Source organism: Nocardiopsis sediminis (assembly GCF_042650565.1).
GTDB classification, from domain to species: Bacteria; Actinomycetota; Actinomycetes; order Streptosporangiales; family Streptosporangiaceae; genus Nocardiopsis_B; species Nocardiopsis_B sediminis.
Genome location: NZ_JBHSBH010000003.1, coordinates 213,319 through 233,910, shown reverse-complemented (window position 1 = coordinate 233,910; position 20,592 = coordinate 213,319). Strand labels below are relative to the sequence as shown.

General features: G+C 74.1%; 15 protein-coding genes and 1 riboswitch. Of the genes, 10 read left to right on the top strand and 5 right to left on the bottom strand.

Going from position 1 to position 20,592, the window contains the following annotated elements; all coding sequences use genetic code 11:
* Positions 1–71: 71 nt before the first annotated feature.
* Positions 72–1,424: a helix-turn-helix transcriptional regulator gene (locus ACFOVU_RS02425; protein ID WP_378529603.1), complete on the bottom strand. Its 1,353-nt coding sequence runs from the start codon at positions 1,422–1,424 to the stop codon at positions 72–74.
* Positions 1,425–1,963: 539 nt separating this feature from the next.
* Between ACFOVU_RS02425 and ACFOVU_RS02420 the strand changes: the two genes are divergently transcribed.
* Entirely contained in the window at positions 1,964–3,184 is a 1,221-nt protein-coding gene (locus ACFOVU_RS02420; protein ID WP_378529602.1) for a methyltransferase domain-containing protein, read from the top strand.
* 52 nt (positions 3,185–3,236) lie between these two features.
* Here ACFOVU_RS02420 and ACFOVU_RS02415 read toward each other — a convergent pair whose 3' ends face one another.
* A complete protein-coding gene (locus ACFOVU_RS02415; RefSeq protein ID WP_378529601.1) occupies positions 3,237–4,352 on the bottom strand; it encodes a DegT/DnrJ/EryC1/StrS family aminotransferase in 1,116 nt (371 codons plus the stop codon).
* A 295-nt stretch (positions 4,353–4,647) separates the two neighbouring features.
* Between ACFOVU_RS02415 and ACFOVU_RS02410 the strand changes: the two genes are divergently transcribed.
* A complete protein-coding gene (locus tag ACFOVU_RS02410; RefSeq protein WP_378529600.1) occupies positions 4,648–6,000 on the top strand; it encodes a nucleotide sugar dehydrogenase in 1,353 nt (450 codons plus the stop codon).
* Between the two features lie 5 nt (positions 6,001–6,005).
* Positions 6,006–6,980: an NAD-dependent epimerase/dehydratase family protein gene (locus ACFOVU_RS02405; protein WP_378529599.1), complete on the top strand. Its 975-nt coding sequence runs from the start codon at positions 6,006–6,008 to the stop codon at positions 6,978–6,980.
* 54 nt (positions 6,981–7,034) lie between these two features.
* Here ACFOVU_RS02405 and ACFOVU_RS02400 read toward each other — a convergent pair whose 3' ends face one another.
* The gene (locus ACFOVU_RS02400) at positions 7,035–7,760 is read right to left on the bottom strand and encodes an SDR family NAD(P)-dependent oxidoreductase (protein WP_378529598.1); all 726 of its coding nucleotides are present in this window, start codon (positions 7,758–7,760) and stop codon (positions 7,035–7,037) included.
* Positions 7,761–7,830: 70 nt separating this feature from the next.
* Here ACFOVU_RS02400 and ACFOVU_RS02395 point away from each other — a divergent pair, with 70 nt between their 5' ends.
* The 6 genes from ACFOVU_RS02395 (at position 7,831) to ACFOVU_RS02370 (ending at position 15,060) form a co-directional block, all read left to right on the top strand.
* Positions 7,831–8,382 carry a MarR family winged helix-turn-helix transcriptional regulator gene (locus ACFOVU_RS02395; RefSeq protein WP_378529597.1) on the top strand — a complete coding sequence of 184 codons (552 nt, stop codon included), beginning with the start codon at positions 7,831–7,833 and terminating at the stop codon, positions 8,380–8,382.
* A 217-nt stretch (positions 8,383–8,599) separates the two neighbouring features.
* Positions 8,600–8,707, top strand: a riboswitch (SAM riboswitch).
* A gap of 88 nt (positions 8,708–8,795) precedes the next feature.
* Entirely contained in the window at positions 8,796–10,001 is a 1,206-nt protein-coding gene (locus ACFOVU_RS02390) for a peroxidase-related enzyme (RefSeq protein ID WP_378529596.1), read from the top strand.
* 76 nt (positions 10,002–10,077) lie between these two features.
* Entirely contained in the window at positions 10,078–11,154 is a 1,077-nt protein-coding gene (locus tag ACFOVU_RS02385) for an ABC transporter substrate-binding protein (RefSeq protein ID WP_378529595.1), read from the top strand.
* A 5-nt stretch (positions 11,155–11,159) separates the two neighbouring features.
* Positions 11,160–12,260 (top strand): FecCD family ABC transporter permease, encoded by a 1,101-nt coding sequence (locus tag ACFOVU_RS02380; protein ID WP_378529594.1) that lies wholly within the window; start codon positions 11,160–11,162, stop codon positions 12,258–12,260.
* Positions 12,257–13,063 carry an ABC transporter ATP-binding protein gene (locus tag ACFOVU_RS02375; RefSeq protein WP_378529593.1) on the top strand — a complete coding sequence of 269 codons (807 nt, stop codon included), beginning with the start codon at positions 12,257–12,259 and terminating at the stop codon, positions 13,061–13,063. The genes ACFOVU_RS02380 and ACFOVU_RS02375 overlap by 4 nt, the downstream gene beginning before the upstream one ends.
* Positions 13,060–15,060, top strand: a complete 2,001-nt coding sequence (locus tag ACFOVU_RS02370; RefSeq protein ID WP_378529592.1) for an FAD/NAD(P)-binding protein — start codon at positions 13,060–13,062, stop codon at positions 15,058–15,060. Before ACFOVU_RS02375 ends, ACFOVU_RS02370 begins: the two co-directional genes overlap by 4 nt.
* Positions 15,061–15,097: 37 nt before the next feature.
* Here the strand turns inward: ACFOVU_RS02370 and ACFOVU_RS02365 are convergent, their stop codons facing one another.
* Together ACFOVU_RS02365 and ACFOVU_RS02360 are read right to left on the bottom strand one after the other, a co-directional pair.
* The gene (locus ACFOVU_RS02365; protein WP_378529591.1) at positions 15,098–15,868 is read right to left on the bottom strand and encodes an SDR family oxidoreductase; all 771 of its coding nucleotides are present in this window, start codon (positions 15,866–15,868) and stop codon (positions 15,098–15,100) included.
* A complete protein-coding gene (locus tag ACFOVU_RS02360; protein WP_378529590.1) occupies positions 15,865–16,752 on the bottom strand; it encodes an NAD(P)-dependent oxidoreductase in 888 nt (295 codons plus the stop codon). The genes ACFOVU_RS02365 and ACFOVU_RS02360 overlap by 4 nt, the downstream gene beginning before the upstream one ends.
* Before the next feature lie 273 nt (positions 16,753–17,025).
* Here ACFOVU_RS02360 and ACFOVU_RS02355 point away from each other — a divergent pair, with 273 nt between their 5' ends.
* Positions 17,026–20,247, top strand: coding sequence for an AfsR/SARP family transcriptional regulator (locus ACFOVU_RS02355; protein ID WP_378529589.1), 3,222 nt, complete (start codon positions 17,026–17,028; stop codon positions 20,245–20,247).
* Positions 20,248–20,592: the final 345 nt, after the last annotated feature.

The window sequence follows — 20,592 nt, the reverse complement described above, 5'->3', positions numbered from 1 at the left end:
GGGACTCCGCCCGGACCGCCGCGGGCCGCCGGGGCACGGCCCGCCCGCCTCGGTGCCGGACGGCACCTGCGTCACAGGGCCATCAGCTCGTCGCCCTCCAGGTCGTCGGGCAGGCCTCTGCGGTCGGTCACACCGAGCTTGCGGTAGGCACGGGTCAGGTGCTGCTCGACCGTGCTGACGGTGATGAAGAGCTTGCGGGAGATCTCGCGGTTGGTGTGGCCGCGCGCGGCGAGCTCGGCGACGCGCCGTTCGGCGTCGCTGAGCGCCCCCACCCCGCATGCGGTGTCGACGGCGCCGGCGCGGCCTGGGGAGCCGTCCTGCCCGGGGCCGCCGTCATAGGGGGCCGATCCGAGGCCGGCCTCGGCGCCGTCCCAGCCCGGGTGGGCGGTGCGGGTCTTCGGCGGGAACCCCTGGCCGGCCAGGTCGGCGAGGAGCGCCGCGCGGATCTGGGGGTGCCGGAACTCCCCCGCGTGCACGAGCCCGACCTCGTGCAGGGTGGTCAGCGCCTGGGCGGAGGTCCCCGCCGGGACCTCGAGCAGCCGGTCCAGCAGGGTCGCGCTCGCCAGGCTCGGCAGCAGCGCCAGCCCTTGGACGGTGCGGGTCAGCGCGGGCTCCACCCGGTGCAGCAGCGTGGTCACGGCCTCCTGGTAGTGGGGGCCGACGGTGACGGCCCCGTCGACCCGGCCCGGCGCCGCGTGCTGGTCGGCGATGAGTGCGTGGACGAGGAGGGGGTTGCCGCCGCTCACCCGGTGGATATCGGCCGACAGGCCGGGGTCCAGCCGCGGGTCGGCGCGCAGCAGCAGCTGCTCGACCCCGGCGCGGCTCAGAGGGGTGAGGCGGAGGCGGTGCAGGTGCCCTTGGCGGAGGGGTTCGGCGCTCCAGATCGAGGGGGCGGGCGGCGCGTTCTCGCGTTCGGCCAGCAGCATGAGCAGCGGCACCGAGTGCAGGCGGCGCATGGCGTAGACGAGGAACTGGAGCGAGACCCGGTCGATGTCGTGGACGTCGTCGACCTTCACGATCACGGGCGTGTGCTCGGTCAGGCGGGCCAGGATCCGCTGGAACCCCTCCAGCAGTTCCGGAGGCACGTCCACGGGTTCGAGCGAGCCGACGGGCGGGCACTGCGCCGCGTCGCGCCCGGCCCGGATGAGGGCGGTGGCGTCGTCGCGCAGGTCCGCGGGCAGCCGGGTCCACGACAGCAGCTGGCCGAGGGCGCCGAGGGGGATTCCGCGTTCCAGCCGCGAACAGCTCGCGGCAAGGGTGAGCGCGCCGTATTCCTCCCCGAAAGCCGCGACGTGATTCAGGAATTCGGTTTTTCCCTGCCCTTCTGCTCCCGTCACCAAAACGGCGCCCCCGTGGCCGCTTCGGCACTTTTTCAGTAAGTCGCCGACAAAGTCGGCCTGGGACGATCGTTCAATCGGATTCAATCTCAGGGCCCCCTTGATCAGGACTGGACCTCTACGGCACGAGTCACCTTACGTTGACAACCATAAAGGCGACTAGTCATATTTTGGGACGTTCTGACCGGTTTCGGCCGACATACGCGCGTACACTGGGACGACGGACCGGCGATCATCCCTGCTTCATACCCGAGCCCCTTAAGCGCGAGATGAGTTTGTTTGGGTTCGTTTCCACGTGGGAGTGATTGCGTTTGGCGCGACCACCCTGATCAGCAGGGGCGACACCCGCCCGGCACCCGTCCTGCCGATCGATGAAGTGTGACGCACATCACACACACCCTCGCCTCATGGGTACCCACGCCTGCGCAATCGTCGCACTTTCCACCGAAAGCACACGGCGGATGAACGCGAATCGGATCGCCGTTCCTTCGGGAAAAACCGTTCGACGGCGGGACGCCGATCCACGGAACCCGGTCCGCAAAACCGGCGATACGCACGGTCCACCACCCCCACCTCCACCCCTTAAGGGTTGCCGCAATCATCGAGCGATCACTACCGTATTCACCATGAATGCATGTCGCATATGCGGTGAAAAAAGCATTGTCGAATTCTTCGACTTCGCACGCCAGCCGCTCTCGAATTCCTTCGCGGATGCGGCCGCGGGCGGCCGGGAGTTCGCCTTCCGGCTCGCCGCGGGGTTCTGCACCGGCTGCACCATGGCCCAGCAGCTCGAAGAGGCGCCGCGCGACCGCGTGTTCCCCGCGGACTACCCGTACCGCTCGTCGGAGTCCGCCGGCTCGCGCCGGCACTTCACCGAGGCCGCCAAGACCCTCATCGCCACGGAGCTGACCGGCTCCGACCCCTTCATCGTCGAGATCGGCAGCAACGACGGCATCATGCTGCGGACCGTCAAAGAGGCGGGGATCCGCCACCTGGGGGTCGACCCCGCGAAGGACGCCGCGGAGCTCGCCGCGGCCGAGGGGGTCCGCGTCCGCGTCGGCCTGTTCGCCGAGCCCACCGCCCTGGAGATCCGCGCCGCGGACGGGCCCGCGAACGTCGTGTACTCCGCCAACACCATCAGCCACATCCCCGGCATCGAGAGCATCTTCGACGGTGTCCGGGCGCTGCTCGCCCCCGGCGGGGTCTTCGTGTTCGAAGACCGCTACGTGAGCGACATCGTCGAGAACACCTACTTCGACCAGATCTACGACGCGCACTTCTACCTCTTCGCGGTGCGCTCCGTGCAGGCCATGGCGGCGCGCTTCGGCTTCGACCTGATCGACGCCGAGCACCTGCCCGTCCACGGCGGATCCATCCGCTACACCGTCGCCCGCAGCGGCGAGCGCCGGCCCCGCGCCTCGGTCGGCGAGTTCCTCGCCAGGGAGCGCGAGCGCAACCTGTCCGACCCCGACGTGTACCGGGCGTTCGGCGCGCGGGCCCGGGCCACCTGCGGCAACCTCACCGCCCTGCTCCGGGACCTGCGCGCCGCCGGGCGCAGCGTGGTCGGCTACGGCGCCACCGCCAAGAGCGCCACCGTCACCAACTACTGCGGCATCGGCCCCGACCTGGTCCCGTTCATCTGCGACTCCACCCCGGCCAAGCAGGGCACGCTCACCCCCGGCTCGCACATCCCCGTGCGCCCTCCGGAGGCCTTCTCCCGGCCCTACCCCGACTACGCGCTGCTGTTCGCGTGGAACCACGCCGAGGAGATCATGGCCAAGGAGCGCGGGTTCCGCGACGCCGGCGGGAAGTGGATCCTCTACGTCCCCGACGTGCACATCGTGTGACGGCCGGCGGGGACGCGACCCGCCGCGCCCGCGCGCGGCGTCCCCTTCCGGCTCAGCCGACGTCGGCCAGCACCTCGCGCAGCGCGTCGATGACCCGCTGCTGGGTCCCGGCCGCCAGCGAGGGGTACATCGGCAGCGAGAAGATCTCCCCGGCGAGGCGCTCGGTGACGGGCAGCGACCCCGGCCCGTAGCCCAGGTGGCGGAAGCCGGCCGCCGTGTGCACGGGCCACGGGTAGCTGATGTTGAGCTCGATGCCGCGGGACCGCAGCTCGGCGAGGATCCGGTCGCGCTCGGGGTGGCGCACCACGTAGAGGTAGTAGACGTGCTCGTTGCCCTCGGCGACCGTCGGCAGCGTGAGCCCGGTCCCGCCGAGGCCCTGCGCGTAGCGCCCGGCCACCGCGCGCCGCGCCGCGATGTAGGAGTCGAGCCGGCCCAGTTTCCGGTACAGGATCTCGGCCTGGACCTCGTCGAGCCGGCTGTTGTGGCCGGGGGTGCGCACGACGTGGTTGCGGTCCTCCTCCATCCCGTAGTGGCGTAGCCGGCGCAGGGTGTGCGCGATGTCGTCGCGCGAGGTGAGCGCGGCGCCGCCGTCGCCGTAGGCGCCCAGCACCTTGGTCGGGTAGAAGGAGAACGCGGCGGCGTCGCCCATCCCGCCCGCTGTGCGTCCGCGGTGGCGGGCGCCGTGCGCCTGGGCGCAGTCCTCCAGGACGGCGAGGCCGTGGCGGCGCGCGATCCGTTCGAGCGGGGCCATCTCCACGCACTGGCCGTACAGGTGCACGGGCAGCAGGCAGCGCGTGCGCGGGGTGACCGCGGCCTCCACCGCTCCGGTGTCCATGAGGCAGGTGTCCGCGTGGACGTCGACGAACACCGGTGTGGCCCCCACCGCGTCGATGGCGAGCACGGTGGCGGCGGCGGTGTTGGAGACGGTGATGACCTCGTCGCCGCGACCGACGCCCAGCGCTTCCAGCCCCAGCTTGACCGCGTTGGTGCCGTTGTCCAGGCCGACGCAGTGGACCGCCCCGTGGCGCGCGGCGAACGCGCTCTCGAACCGCGTCGCGCTCGGCCCGAGGACGAGCCGCCCCGAGCTGAAGACCTCGTCGACCGCCGCGAGGATGTCCGCGCGCTCCGCCGCGTATTCGGCGGTATAGTCCCACACCGTTATCGCCACGAGGCAATTCCCCTTCGATTCCTGCTGCGTTTTCGCACCCGCCCGGGTGATTCCCGAACCACCGATCCACCGTGAGCTAAGCGCGGTTTTTTCCGTGCGCGCAACCCCTATCCGCCCACACTCCTGCGGCCCCTATCATCGTCCCTTCTCATGGACGCGCTCCCGGTGCCCGCCGGCATTTCCCACGGCCCCCGCATTCTGGGGGCGGCAGGGGCGTATAGGGGCTGTCCTGAAAACGGCCCGCGTGCAACAGTGGCGGTGATTCTGTCCCCATCGCCGGAACAATGGAGTTCGCATGCCCTTTCCCCGCGATGACTCCGTGCCGCGGGTCGCGGTCATCGGCTTCGGATACATCGGCTCCTGTATCGGCGTGACCCTGGCGGACCTCGGGATGCGGGTGACCGGAATCGACCGCGACGCCGCGACGGTCGAGGCGTTCGCCCGCGGGGAGTGCCCCGTTCCCGAACCCGGCCTGGCCGAGGCGGTCACCCGGCTGCACGGGTCGGACCGGCTCGCCTTCGCCACCGGGTACGCGGCCGCGGCGTCGGCCGACGTCGTCCTCATCACGGTCGACACCCCGGTCGACGACGCGGGCGGCCTGGTGCCCGGCCCGCTGGAGGCCGTCTGCCGGTCGCTCGCGCCCCTGCTGCGCTCCGGCCAGCTCGTGATCGTCAAGAGCACCGTTCCGCCCGGCTACACCCGCAACGCGGTGCTGCCGATGCTGGAATCCGGCGGCGGCCGCCACGGGACCGACTTCCACCTGGCGTTCTGCCCCGAGCGCCTCTCCGAGGGCACCGCCCTCGCCCAGATCCGGCAGCTGCCCATCGTCATCGGCGGGTGCGGCCCGGCGAGCGCGGAGGCGGCCGACGCGTTCTGGCAGGGGGCGCTCCAGGTGCCCACCCGCGTGTACCCGGTCCCCGAGATCGCCGAGCTCGTCAAGCTGGCCGACAACTGGTGGATCGACCACAACATCGCCATGGCCAACGACCTCGCCCGCCTGTGCGACGGCTACGGCGTGGACGTCCTCGACGTCATCGCGGGGGCCAACTCGCTGCCCAAGGGCAACGGCAACGTCAACATCCTGCTGCCCAGCGTGGGCGTCGGCGGGGCCTGCCTCACCAAGGACCCGTGGATGGCCGCGCGCTCGGCGCGCGACCGCGGCGCGCGGCTGCAGACGGTCGAGACCGCCCGGCGCGTCAACGACGAAATGCCGGAGTACGCCGCCCGGACCATCACCGACCAGCTCATCAAGCTCGGCAGGGAGCCGAGCGGGGCGGTGGTCGCCGTGCTGGGGGCGGCGTTCAAGAACGACACCGGCGACCTGCGCGCGACCCCGGCCGCCGGCGTGGTGGAGCGGCTGCGCGCCGCCGGGGCGCGGGTGCGCGTCTTCGACCCGCTGGCCGACCCCGCCGAGATCCGCTCGGTGTTCGGCCTGCCCGCCGAGACCGCGTGGACGGACGCCGTCGCGGGCGCCGACTGCGTCGCGGTGCTCGCCGGGCACACCCCCTTCCGGCGGCTGGACTTCGCCGCCCTCAAGGAGCGGGTGGCCGACCCCTGCCTGGTCTACGACGGGCGCGCATACTACCCGCCCGAGACCATCGCCCGCCTGCGCGAGCTGGGCTTCACCTACCGCGGCGTCGGGCGGTGAGGGCGGTGGGTTCGATCCGCAGGGCCGTTGTCACGGGCGGCTCCGGGTTCATCGGGGGCCACCTCGCCGAACGCCTCGCCCGCGAGGGCGCCGAGGTCGTGGTCTTCGACGTGGCGCCGCCGCCCCCGGAGGCGCTGAACAGTGGGGCGGTCGCCTATGTCAAGGGGGACATCACCGACGAGGCCGCCGTGGCCCGGGTGATCACGCCCGATGTCGACACCGTCTTCCACATGTCGGCCGTGGTGGGGGTGGACCGCTACCTGAGCCGGCCGCTCGACGTCCTCGACGTCAACATCCTGGGGACCCGCAACGTCCTGCGGCGGGCCCTGGACACCGGCGCCCGGGTGATCATGGCCAGCACCAGCGAGGTCTACGGCAAGAACCCCGCCGTGCCGTGGGCGGAGGACGACGACCGCGTCGTGGGCCCCACCTCGGCCGAGCGCTGGACCTACTCCTCCAGCAAGGCCCTGGCCGAGCACATGGCCTTCGCCCTGGCCCGCGGCCACGGGCTGCGCGCATCCGTCGTCCGCTACTTCAACGTCTACGGGCCGCGGCAGCGGCCGGCCTATGTGGTCAGCCGCAGCATCCACCGGGTGCTCAACGGGCTGCCGGCGGAGGTCTACGACAGCGGGCACCAGACCCGCTGCTTCACGTTCATCGACGACGCCGTCGAGGGCACACTGCGCGTGGCGGCCGAGCCCGGGGCGGCCGGTGAGTGCTTCAACATCGGGGGCCACCGCGAGACCACGATGGCCGAGGCCGTCGGCCTGGTCACCCGCCTCGCCGGCGCGGACCACCCGCCGCGGACCCTGGTGACCGCGACGGCCCTGGGCGACGGCTACCAGGACATCGACCGGCGCGTGCCCGACACCGCCAAGGCGCTGCGCATCCTGGGCTGGCGCGCCGAGACACCCCTCGACGAGGGGATCGCCCGCACCATCGCGTGGGCCCGCGCCGCCCCCGGGTGGCTGGCCTCGTGACCGGCCCGGCGCGGGCGCGCGCCGGGCCGGAGGGCGCAGAGGATCGAGGGGCGTTCAGCGGGTGGGGTGGGCGCCGCCGTTGACCGCGAGGACCTGGGCGGTGATCTGGCGGGCGGAGCCGGAGGCGAGGAAGTGGACGGTCTCCGCCACTTCATCGGGGGTCCCGACGCGGCCGGTCCGGGTCATGGCGATGAGCTGTTTGCGGCGCTCCTCGGACAGGCTGCCGCGGAAGAACTCGGTGTCGTCGATGAGGCCGGGCGCGACCACGTTCGCGGTGACCCCGCGCGGCCCGAGCCGGCCGGATTCGTAGACGTTCCAGGATGCGAGGGCCGCCTTGGCCACGCCGTAGGGGCCGGAGCCCTTGTCGGCGGCGATGGAGCCGATGCTGATCACGGACCCGCCGTCGGCGAGCCGGTCGCGCACGGCCTCGGTCATGAGCACGGCGGTGAGCAGGTTGGCGTCCATGTTGGCGCGCCAGTTCCCCGCGAGGGTCGCGAGGTCGCGCGCCGGCTCCCGGTCGAAGTCGGTGTTGCCGCCGGCGCAGTTGACCAGGACGTCGACCCGGCCGGGGAGGTCATCGGCGAACGCGCCGACCTGCTCGGGGTCGGTGCCGTCGCAGACGGCGGCGCTGACGCTGCCGCCCTCCTCCTTTGCCGCGGCCTCGATCGGGCCGCGACGGCGGCCGGTGATGATGACGGAGTCGCCGGATCGTGCGAACGCCGCGGTGATGGCCCGGCCGATTCCCGTTCCGCCTCCGGTGACGATGACGGTTCGTGCCATTTGGCCCCTCCTCAAGGTAGGGTTCAGACCTAAACGAAATATATCATTTAGATCTGAACGTAGGCCTTGCATGCCGAACGACCGCCTGGACCCCGACGACCCGATCGACGCCATCTCCCTGGCGTGGCTGCGCGAACGCCCGGAGACCCCCGTCACGAGCATCGGGATCGTCACCCGGATCTGGCACGCCGCCAAGCTCCTGGGCGAGGAGCGAAGACGCGTCCTCGCCGCAGCGGGGGCCGACCCCGCCACCCTGGACCTGCTCAGCGTCCTGCGGCGGAGCGGGCCGCCCTACCGGCTGACCACCCGCGACCTCGCCGAGCGCACCATGGTGACCCCCGGGGCGATCTCCCAGCGCATCACGCGCGCCGAGCGCGACGGCCTGGTCGAGCGCAGCCCGCGCGGCGACGGCTCGCGCGCGGTCGACGTCACCCTCACCCCGGCCGGGCACGACACCGTCGAGCGCCTGGTGGACCGGGTCCTCGGCCGCGAATCCGAGCTGGTGGCCGGGCTCGCCCCCGGCGACCGGGACGCACTCGACCGCCTTCTGCGCGCGCTCCTGGGCGACCTGCACACGGAACTGGGCACCGCGAGCCCCACCCAGGTCGGAACCGGCGGCTGAGGGGCGGCCGGGACCGCCCTGCGAAGGCGTTCCCGCTGCGGTCGGCGGACGCCGCGGACCGCGGTGACTGCGCCGCCCAAGGCGGCGTCGGCCGGCGGCTGGACGCGCTCCCACACCCCTGGAACCGGTCAACGGTCGCAATTCCTACCAAATGTGTCGCATTTGTCACCTTCAACCGGCTTGTGCGCGTTTGGCGAGATCGTTTACGTTCGTCGCAGGTCAAGAGTGCCAGCGCGAAGATCCGGCTTGCTGGCCGGCAACCTCCTGCACGGCGGGGTGCCTCCGGAGTTACGACCCGGCTGCGGGAACGCGGCATGCGTGCACGATCGGGGCACCCCGGACCGTCCGGTCCGCAGCCCCCGCCCGGCTCCTGCCCTCCCTCCCGCCTCCGGCACGATGAGAGAGCGGAGACAGTGAGCAGCGCGCACAGCACCGATGCCGCGGCGGGCGACGCCGCCGCCCCCGACACCGTGGGCGGCCTGGCCCGCCTCAGCACAGCCGTCGAGGCGGCCCGCAACGCCAAGCCCGAGTTCCCCCGCGAGGTCCAGGCGGCCTATGACGCCCTGTTCACCGTTGCGGGCCCCGTGGCAGCCCCGGTGCGCCGGGGCCTCGCCGCCCTCGCGGCCCGCCGGCACGGAGCGGCCGACATCGTCGCCCACCACGCCGGCCTCGGCGCCGACCCCGCCCTCTACGCCGACGAACCGCCGGCCGACCCCGCGCTGCGGGCCGCGGCCGAGCACGTCGACCTGCTGACCACCTCCCCCGCCCTGGTGCGGCGCGAGGACACCGACCGGCTCGCGGCAGCGGGCTGGACCCCCGACGAGATCATCGTGATCTCCCAGGTCGCCGCGTTCACCGCGTTCCTGGTGCGGCTCGTGCACGGCCTGCGCCTGGTCGACGGCGCCGCCCAGGCCACGGACGCCCCGCTGGAGCGCCCGACGCCGGCGCGCGGCCGGACCAAGAGCACCGCCACCACGGCGGCCAACGGCGCCGAGCGCCCGGTCGCCTACACCCAGGAGCTGCTGTCGTGGACCCCGTGGGTCCCGCCCGTGGAGCCCGGCGACCTCACCGACGAGCAGAAGGAGGCGTTCGCCGGCAAGACCAACGACGCCTACTTCCGGCTGCTGTCGCGCGCACCCGCCCTGCTGCGGGCGCGCACCGCGGTGGACTACGCCGTCTTCTACACCCGCGACGGCCTCCCGCGCGCCGAGCGCGAGCTCGCCGCGGCCGCCGCCAGCAAGGTCAACGACTGCGTGTACTGCGCATCGGTCCACTCGCGCAAGGCGTCGCAGATGTCCAAGCGGACCGCCGACGTCCAGCGCGTGCTGGACGCCTCGCTCCCCCGCGACCACGACTGGAAGGCGCTGGACCTGTCCCCGCTGTGGGACGGCCAGGACGCCCGCTGGTCCGCCGTCGTCGCCTTCGCCGCGGCGCTGTCGACCACCCCGGCGTCGGCCACCGAAGCGCACCTGGCCGACCTGCGATCGCACGGGATCACCGACGTCGAACTGGTGGACCTGGTGGGGTCGGTCGCGTTCTTCGCCTGGGCGAACCGGCTGATGCTCACCCTCGGCGAACCGTTCCGGCCGGGCACCGAGCCCGCCGCCGGCCCGGCCTGACCCGGCCCGACCCCGCCGCGCCCCCTGCCCCCGCGCCGGTCGTCCCACCCCGCACCACACCCGGAAGAGGCACCCCATGCCACAGATACGCCGCCGCACCCGACCATTCACCGCCCTCGCCGCCGCGGGCGTGCTCGCGACCCTCATCGCGGGCTGCGGCGAGGTCGTCCCCGAATCCGACGGCGCCGCCGCCGAGTCCATCACCGTGGTCGACGACGCCGACCGCGAGGTCACCATCGAGGGCCCGGTCGAGCGCGCGGTGGTCCTCAACAGCTACGGCAACGAGTTCGTGCGCGCGATCGGCGCGGGCGACACGATCGTGGGCGTCGACAAGGTCTCCGCCGAACGCCTCCCCTACATGGGGTTCGGCGAGGACGAGGTCGTCAGCGAGGACCTGTCGGAGATCAACTTCGAGGCGGTCGCCGAGCTCGACCCCGACGTGTTCATCCTCCCCCGCAACGGAGCCTGGGAGGAGGCCGCCGCCCAGCTGGAGTCCTTCGGGATCCCGGTGGTCGTGGCCACCGCCTGGGACTTCGACGTCTTCCACGAGACGATGGACCTCCTCGGCGAGGTCTTCGACCGCCCGGACCAGGCCGCCGAGGTCGCCGGGTTCTACGACGAGATCTTCGGCGTGATCGACGAGCGGGTCGAGGGCACCGAGCCCGTCCCCGTGTACTGGGAGACCGTCCAGCCCTACCTGACCGTGCTGCCCGGTTCCGGCTTCGACCAGATCATCACCGCGGCCGGCGGCGAGAACGTCTTCGGCGACGTCGAGACCGGCGGCGACGTGCAGTCGGAGACGACGGTCGACCCCGCCGCCGTGGCCGAGCGCGACCCCGCCCTGATCATCCACGAGTTCGACCCGGCCGCGGAGCCGACCGGCTCCGGCCGCTTCGACGACCTCGGCGACGACCTGCTGGGCCGCCCCGGCTGGCAGGACATCGCCGCCGTCCAAGACGGCGAGGTCTACGTGAGCAACGGGTGGGCCACCAGCGGCCTGTCCAAGGCCATCGGCGCCCTCTACCTGGCGACCTGGCTGCACCCCGACGAGTTCGCCGACATCGACCCCGAGGAGTACCTGCGCCGCTGGGTCGAGGACTACCAGCAGACCGAGTTCGCCGGCGCCGACGAATACATCCGGAAGGTCGGGTGACCGGTATGGCGACCACGACTCCACCGAAAGCGGCGGAGCCGGAGGATGCAACGGCCGGCGGCGCACGCGCCCCGAGGCGCCGGGGCGCGCTGCGCGGCGCCGTCCTGGCCGCGGGGGCGGCGGCCTCGGTCCTGGCGGTCGCATGGTGCGTGACCATCGGCACCGCCGGGATCACCGCCGTCGATGTGGCGAGCGCGGTGCGGCTGTCGCTCTTCGGCGGCACGCTCGCCGCCGACTTCGAGCGGTCCTACTCCATCATCACCGAGCTGCGCCTGCCCCGGGCGCTGCTGGCCTTCGCCGCCGGCGCCGCCCTGTCGGTGGCCGGCGCGGTCATGCAGGGCCTGCTGCGCAACCCGCTGGTCAGCCCGTTCACCCTGGGGGTGTCCCCGGCGGCGGCGTTCGGCGCCTCACTGGCCATCCTGCTCACCGGCGGCGCATCCGGGTCGGCGTCGTGGCTGGTGATCCTCAGCGCGCTGGGGACGGCGCTGCTGGTGTCGGCCCTGGTGCTGGGCCTGGCATCGGCGAAGTCGCTGGCCACCGCGACCCTGCTGCTGCTCGGCATCGCGCTGACACAGCTGTTCGAGGCCATGACGGCGGCGCTCCAGTTCGTCGCCGACGAGAACACCCTCCAGGCGATCGTGCGCTGGACGTTCGGGTCGGTCAACGACGCCACGTGGACCGAGGTGCAGATCGTCGGCGCGGTCGCGCTGCTCGCGCTGCCCGTCCTGCTGTGGTTCGCCAAGGACCTCAACGCCGTGGCGTTCGCGGGCGACGACGCGGCCAAGAGCCTGGGCGTGAACGTGACCGCGCTGCGCATCGGCCTGATCGCGCTGTCGGTCGTGCTCGCCGCGGTCGTGGTGTCCTTCTGCGGGGTCATCGGCTTCGTCGGGCTCGTCGGCCCGCACATCGCGCGCCTGGCGATCGGCGCCGACCACCGCTACCTGCTGCCGTTCTCCTTCCTCACCGGCGGGCTGCTGCTCCTGGTGGCGGACACGATCGGCCGCACGGTGCTCGCGCCGTCGGTCATGCCGGTCGGCATCGTGGTGGCGTTCATCGGCGCCCCGATCTTCATCAACCTCATCCTGACCCGGAGGGCGGCGGCGTGAGCGGCCTGGAAGTCTCGGCGGTGGAGTTCGGCTACCGGCGCCACCGCGTGCTCGACGGGGTGGGCCTGACGGTGGCCGAGGGCACGTTCTGCGCGCTGCTCGGCCCCAACGGCTCCGGCAAGTCGACCCTGACCAAGATCATCGCGCGGATCCTGGCCCCGCAGGCGGGGAAGGTGTCGTTCGACGGCCGCGACCTGCTGCGCACGCCGCGGCGCGAGCACGCCAAGGTCGTGTCCTATGTGCCGCAGTCGAGCGAGGCGCCGTTCGAGCTGACCGTCCAGGAGGCCGTGATGCTCGGCCGCACCCCGCACATGGGGCTGCGGCCGACCGCACACGACCAGGCGGCGGTCGACGGCGCCATCGGACGCCTGGGCCTGGCCGAGCTCGGGGAGCGGCGGCTGTCGGAGCTGTCCGGCGGGCAGGCGCAGCGGGTGCTGATCGCCCGGGCGCTGGCCCAGGAGCCGCGGGTGCTGCTGCTCGACGAGCCGACATCGGCCCTCGACCTGCGCTACCAGATCGAGACGTTGCAGATCGTGCGGTCGGTGACCCGCGAGCAGGGCGTCACCGCCCTCATCGCCATCCACGACCTCAACCACGCGGCGCACTTCTGCGACCAGGCGGTCCTGCTCAGCGGGGGCCGGATCGTCGCCGACGGGCCCCCGGCCGAGGCGTTCGACGCCGACGTCCTGGGGGAGGTCTACGGGCTGGAGGTCCGCGTCGAGCGCAGGGGCGCCGACGTGGAGGTCCGGCCGGCGGTGCTGGGCGACACGGCGGCGGTGGCGCCGCAGGGAGGAGGGGCGTGACCGGGACGGCCGGTACAGCGGACGCGGGCGCGGGCACGGGCACGCGCGGCCCCGAGGACCCCGCGGCGGCGGACGGCTTCGACGTCGTGGCCGTCGGCGCGGGCCCGCGCGGCGTCGCGCTGGTCGAACGGCTCGCCGCCCGCGTACCCGACGGCGACCCGCCGGTGCGGGTGGCGCTGATCGACGCGGTGGAGATCGGCGCGGGCGCCACTTGGCGCACCGACCAGTCCCCGCTGCTGCTGAACAACACCTACAGCGCGCACACCACGATCTTCACCGACCCCTCCACCCCGATGTCGGGGCCCGTGGTTCCCGGCCCCGACCTGGTGGAGTGGGCGCGCGACCCGCACGCCCCGCTCGGCCGCCCGGCGTGGGTGGCCGAGGAGGCCGCCGCCATCGAGCCGTGGTCCTACCCCTCGCGGCGGCTCCAGGGCGTCTACTACCGCGAACAGCTCGCCCGCGCCGCATCGGGCGGGCGGGTGCGGGTGACCGGCATCCTCGGCACCGCCACCGATGTCACCGCGGCCGCCGGCGGCGACCGGCGCACCGTGCGGCTGGCCGACGGCCGCGAGGTCACCGGCACCGTCGTCGTCCTGGCCCAGGGCATGGTGCAGGGGGCCCGCTCGGCGCGGACCACCGCCCTGGTCGAGGCGGCGCGCGCCGAGGGGCTGGTCTACGTCGAGCCGGGGATGCCCGCCGAACGCGACTGGGACGCCGTGCCCGCGGGCGAGACCGTGCTCGTCGCCGGCCTGGGCGCGAACTTCTTCGACGTGGTGGCGCTGCTGACCGAGGGCCGCGGCGGCCGGTTCGAGCCCGCCGGCGACCCCGGGCGCCCGGCGCGGCTGCGCTACCTGCCCAGTGGCCGGGAACCGCTGCTGGTGGCCGGGTCGCGGCGCGGCCTGCCCTACCGGAGCAAGGCCGTCTACCCCGACGGCTTCCCGCCGCGCTACCGGCCCGAGATCGCCACCCCGGAGTGGTTCGCCGAGGTGGCCCGCACCCCGTTGCAGGACTTCCGCACCGCCGTGTGGCCGCGGCTGGCGCAGGAGTTCGCGTGGGCGCACCTGTCCACCCTGCTGGCCCACCACCCGGAGGCGCTGCGGCCGGGCACCGCGGCCGGCCCGCTGCGCGACCGGCTGGCCGCCGCACCGGCCGGCGACATCGACCGCATCGTCGCCGACACGGTCACCGACCCCCGCTGGCACCTCGCCGTGGAACGGCTGGACCGGCCCGACCCGGCCGGCCCCCTCTCCGCCGAGGACTGGGACCGGTGGGTCGCCCACTACGTCGACCGCGAGCTCGACACCATCCACCGCCCGCTGGAGCACCCGCGCAACGCCGTGAACCGCGCCATGGCGGTGCTGCGCGGCCACGTGGCGCGCCTCGTGCGCTCCGGCGCCATCGAGGGCCGCAGCGTGGTCCGCGACGTCGAAGGGTGGTTCATGCCGCTGGGCCTGGCGCTGGCATCGGGGCCGCCGCCCGGCCGCACCGCCCAGGTCCTCTCCCTGGTCGACGCCGGCCTGCTGGCGTTCCTCGGCGAGGACTCCGCCATCGAGTTCGACCCCGGTGTGCCGGGGGAGCCGGCGGGCGCCGCCGGGCCCGCCTTCACCGGGCGCTCGGCGGTGCGCCGGCCCCCGGTGCGGGCGCGGGCGTTCATCGAGACGCGCATGTCCAAGGGCAAGGTGTCGGTGACCGCCGACCCGCTGCTGCGGTCGCTCCTGGACAGCGGGCGGGCGCGGCTGCACTCGCGGCCCAACGCCGACGGCACCCGCACCCACGACGCCAGCATCGACGTCACCCCGGAGGGGTTCCACCCGGTCGACGCCGACGGCGCCGCCGACGAGCGGATCGTGGTGCTGGGCATCCCCGCGGAGGGCGTCCAGCCGGGATCGGCCATCGGCGCCACACCCGGCGTCCCCTCGCCCCTGCTCGCAGGCGCCGACGCCGCCGCGGCCCACGTCCTGGCCCTGCGGCACCCCGCCCCCCTCGGCTCGCGCTGACCCCGGCCCCCGCCGGGGTCAGCGTGGCCCCGGGGGATCAGGCCCCGGCGACGATGCCCTGGGCGAGGCCGCCGTCGACGGGGAACTCGATGCCGGTGGTGAACGTCGCGTCGAACGCCAGGAACAGGACCGCCGCGGCGAACTCCCCGACGGTGCCGTGCCGCCGCATCGGGGTGGTCGCGTCGCCCTCCTTCTTGAAGGCGGCCCGCTCTGCGTCGGTCCAGGACGCGACGGCCATGGTCGGGGTGTCGATGTAGCCGCCGCTGACCGCGTACACCCGGACACCGCGGGGCAGCAGCTCCGCGGCGAAGGACCGGGCGAACGAGGCGACGGCGGCCTTCGCCCCGGAGTACGCCGACATCCCGGGGTAGCCCATCGAGCTCGCCACCGAGGTGCTGAAGACGATCGCCCCGCCGTCGGCGACCAGCGGGGCCAGGCGCTGCACGGTGAAGAAGGCGCCCTTGGTGTTGACGTCGAATGTCCGGTCGTAGCTCTCCTCGGTCACCTCCTCCAGCGTCTCGATGCTCGCCACGCCGGCGTTGACGAGCAGGAGGTCGACCGTGCCGAGCCCCTGCTCCACCGTGGCGCCCAGCGCATCGATGTCGGCCGGGCTCGCGATGTCGGAGCGGACGGCGTGCACCGCTGTGCCGCGCGTGCTGCGCACCGCCTCGATGTTGCGCTCGTTGTACCCCGTGAGCAGCACCCGGGCGCCACCATCGAGGAGCGCGTCGACCACGCCCAGCCCCATGCCGTGCGTCCCGCCGATGACGACGGCGTTCCTGCCCGCGTACCGGCCCGCCCCGCTCACTGCGCCTCCGCCCGGATCGACTCGATCGCGCGCGAGAGACTCGCGCCGCCGTGGCCCTCGGCCACCTGCCGGTCGATGATGTCCTTGAGCGGGGTGAGGCTGTCGAACGCGACCCCCTGCGCCTTTCCGGCGGCGAGGATGGCGGCGATCCCCCACTGGTTGATGTTGAGGGTCGACACGTCGGTGTCGTAGTCGCCGGCGTCGATCTCCCGGGCGAACTGCGGCAGGACCGCGGCGGCCCCCGCCAGCCACGTGACGAGGACGTCGGTGATCTCGGCCGCCGCGATCCCCGAGGACTCGGCGAGGGCGACGCTCTGGAAGAAGCCGCCGAACATGCCGTACATCCCGGCGAGCACCGCGACGTCGTACACCGATGCGGTCTCCGGGGCGGCGCCGACGTGCCGGCCGGGGCCCAGCAGGTCGAGGCTGTCGCGGTGGGCCGCGTAGGCCTCGGGGTCGCCGCTGAACAGGATCGTCGCGTCGGGGGTGCCGAGCGTCTCGGGCACCGCCAGGACCGCGGCGTCGATGTAGGTGCCGCCCTGCCCGGCGATCCGGGCCGCCGCCTTGCGCGCGAGGTCCGGCGAGCCCGATGTGACGTTGACCAGCACACGGCCGGCGAACGCGCCGTCGGCGGCGTCGAGGACGGCGTCCAGCGCGGGGTGGTCGACCACGACCGCGATCACCAGGTCGCTCGCCGCGACCGCCTCGGCGACGGTGGCGGCGACGGCCGCACCTTCGGCCGCCAGGGCATCGGCCCTGCCCGGCGTCCGGTTCCACACGGTGGTGGGGTGGCCGTCACGGAGCAGGCCCGCGGCCACCGCCCGCCCCAGGTTCCCGAGGCCGAGGACGGTGACGGCCGCCTTCGCCGTTGTATCCGTACCCATCGTGGTCCTTCCGTTCCCGGCGGCCGGTCCCATACCCGCCGCTCACGACGGACCCGACTCTGCCGGGCCACGCTGTCGGCCTGCTGCCGGTCCGCTGCCGGACGGGAAGGCGGCCGTGCCGCGGCGGCGCGCGAGGGGCACACGTCACGGCGAGCCGACGAGCGAGCGCAGGCGGCGCCGCCCCCGGCCGAAGGCCCACTCGCGGGGCCGTTGGAGCGGAGCGAGAAGGCGAGCGTGACCAAGAGAACACGTCGCGGCGCATATGCTCACGACATGCGATTCGGCGTGCTCGGCCCGCTCGACGTGCGGACGGCCGCCGGCTCGCCCGTCCCGGTCCCCCAGCTGAAGGTGCGGGCGCTGCTGGCCGCCCTGCTGGCGGCCTCCGGTCGCCCCCTTGCGGCGAGCCGGCTGATCGACGACCTGTGGGGCACCGACCACATGCCGCGCCATCCGGGCAACGCGCTCCAGGGCAAGGTCGCGCGGCTGCGGCGGGCGCTGGACGACGCCGAGCCCGGCGCTGGAAAGCGCGTGGTGGCGCAGGCCGGGGGCTACCTGCTGCGGACCGGCCCCGATGACGTCGACGCCTCCCGGTTCACCGACCTGGCCACGCGCGCCCGCGCAGCGGGCGATCCCGCGGCCCGGGCGGCGCTGCTCACCGAGGCGCTGGAGCTGTGGCGCGGCCCCGCCTTCGCCGACTTCGCCGACGAACCGTTCGCCCTCCCGGCCACCGCCCGTCTGGAGGAGGACCGGCTCCTCGCGTTGGAGGATCTCGCCGAAGCCCGGCTGGAACTGGGCGAACACGGTCCGCTGGCCGCCGAGCTCGGGGACCTGGTGGCCCGCCACCCCCGCCGGGAACGGCTCCGCGCCGCGCACATGCGCGCCCTCTACCGTGCGGGGCGCCAGGGCGACGCGCTCGCCGCCTACGCCGACCTGCGCCATCGCCTCGCCGAGGAGCTGGGCGCCGACCCCGGCGCCGACATCGCCGCCCTGCACGAGGCGATCCTGCGCCAGGACCCCGATCTGGCCGCCGCCCCCGGGCGCCACCGGACGAACCTGCCCGCGCCGGTCACCGACCTGATAGGCAGGGACGCCGACCTCGCCGGCACGCGGGAGCTGCTGGCGTCGGGCCGGCTGGTCACCTTCACCGGCCCCGGCGGGGTCGGCAAGACCCGCTTGGCGGTGGAGGCGGCGTCGCAGCTGCTGGACCGCTTCCCCGATGGGGTGTGGCTGGTCGAACTGGCGGGGATCGGCCCCTCCGACGAGGCGCAGGTGCTGTGCACCGTTGCCGAGACGGTGCTGGCCATCCTCGGGATCCGCGAGACCGGGTCCGGCCCGTCGCACGAGAACGGGCCGCGCGCCATGGCCGACCGGCTGGCGAACGCACTGCGCGGCCGGCGGCTACTGCTCGTCCTCGACAACTGCGAACACGTCGTCGCCCCCGTCGCGCGGCTGGCGGAGCGGCTGCTGCGCGGCGCCCCGGACCTGCGGATCCTCGCGACCGGCCGGGAACCGCTCGGGCTCAGCGGAGAGCTGGTGCGCGCCGTCCCGCCCCTGGACACGCCACCACCGGACGCCGGCAACGACCCGGCGGCGCTGCGCGCCTCCGGCGCCGTCCGCCTCTTCCTGGCGCGGGCCGCCGCCGCGTCCGGCTTCACGCTCGACAGCGGCAACGCCGCAGCCGTCGCCGACCTGTGCCGGCGCCTGGACGGGATCCCGCTGGCCCTGGAGCTGGCGGCCTCCCGGGTCCGGACGCTGGGCATCCACGGGCTGACGGCCCGGCTGGACGACCGGTTCGGGCTCCTGGTCGACGGCTACCGCGACGCCCCGGAACGTCAGCGGACCCTGAGGGCGGTCATCGACTGGAGCTGGGAGCTGCTGACGGCGGCGGAGCGCACCGTCCTGCGCAGGCTCGCGGTGCACGCCGACGGCTGCTCCCTCGAAGGGGCCGAAGCCGTCTGCGCGGGCGGCGGGGTGCGGACCGGCGACGTGCTCGAGCTGGTGGGACGGCTGGTGGACCGGTCGCTGGTCACCCTCACCGACCGTGCGTCCGGCCCCCGCTACCGGCTGCTGGAGTCGGTGCAGGAGTACTGCGCCGAGCGGCTGCGCGAATCCGGGGAGCTGTCGGCCGTGCGCGAGCGGCACCGCGACCACTACATCGAGCTCGCCGAACGCGCCCTGCCGCACCTGCGCGGCCATGACCAGCGCGCCTGGCTGGAGCGCCTGGACGACGAGAGCGCCAACCTGCGCCGGGCGCTGGAGCACGCCGTCCACGAGGGGGCGGCCGAGCCCGCATTGCGGCTGGTGAACGCGCTCGCGTGGTACTGGGTGCTGCGCGGCCGGCTCGCCGAGGCGCGCAGGTCGGCGGAGTCGGCCATGGCCCTGGAGGGCGGCGACCCCGCGGAGCGCGCGGCCGCGATGGCGTGGCGGGCCGGGTTCACCTACCTGGAGGGCGACCGCGCCGCCGGCGCCGACCGCGCCCACGAGGTCGCCGCCCTCTACGAGCGGGCCGGAACCCCGGCCGGGCGCGCCGCCGCCCTGTGGTTCCTCGGCTTCGCGCAGATGGGCGTCGACCTGGAGGGCGGCGAACGCCTGGTCGACCGGGCCCTTGCGGACTTCCGCGCGCTCGGCGACGACTGGGGCACCGCTGCGGCGCTGAGCCTGCGCGCACGGCACGCGCTGGCCCGCAGCGACCTGCCGTCGGCGCGCCGCGACGGGGAGGACAGCGCACGGCTCTTCGGCGGGCTCGGCGACCGCTGGGGGCAGGTGCAGACGGTGTTCCCGCTGGCGACGCTGGCCGAGATCACCGGCGACCATGCGGAGGCCGCCCGGCTGCACCGTGAAGGGCTGCGCCTGTCCGAGGAGCTCGGCCTGTGGACCGATGCGGTCAAGCAGCTGTGCGGGCTGGGCCGGATCGCGCTGCTGACCGGCGATCACGATCGTGCGCGGGCGCTGCACGAGCGGGCCCGCGGTTTGGCCGCGGAGCAGAACTTCCGGTCCGGGGAGGTGAACGCGGAGATCGGTCTCGGCCTCGGCGACCGGCGGGACGGGCGCCTCGACGCCGCCGAGGCGCGGATGCGCGGGCTGCTCGACTGGTTCCGCGCGGTCGACTTCGGGCCGGGCGGCACGCTGGTACTGGCCGAACTGGGGTTCATCGCCGAGCAGCGCGGCGACGCCGCGGCGGCCTGGAGGCTGCACCTGGACGGGCTGGCAGCCGCGCGCGGCCTGGGCGACCCGCGGGCCGAGGCGCTCGCTCTGGAGGGGCTGGCCGGTGCGCGGGCGCTGGCCGGGCACCCCCGGCACGCCGCCGTCCTCCTGGGTGCGGCGGCCGCGGCCCGCGCATCCGTCGGCGCCCCGCTGCCACCCGCCGAACGCGGCGACGTCGACCGCACCACCACACGGGCCCGCACAGCCCTGGGCGCCCCCGCCTTCACCACGGCCTTCACGACCGGCACCGGGCTCACCCCCGAAGCCGCCGTCGAAAAGGCCACCCCCTGAACCACCGACCGGCCGCCGCCACCCGAAAGCGGACCCGGAAGAGCGATGCGGAAGCGGCCGCCACGATGGCCTGCGGGCCCCCGCGATGGGCGAGGCCGGGCGCCGCTTCAGCGGGTCCGGGCGGGTTCCTGCCCTCCTGCTCAGGCCCACGTCGATGACGCGTCGTGCCCGGTCGCGCGCTCTACCGGGGTGAGGCGACCACCGCGGCCCCCTCCGTCCACGGCTCCGCTCCGTCCACGGGCCCGGTCTCGGGCCCGCGACATGCCGCGCCCCGCCGCAGCGCCTGCGGTGCATGGGTGCCGTGCGCATCGGTGCAGATGGACGGTGAAATGTCGCACAGGCGTG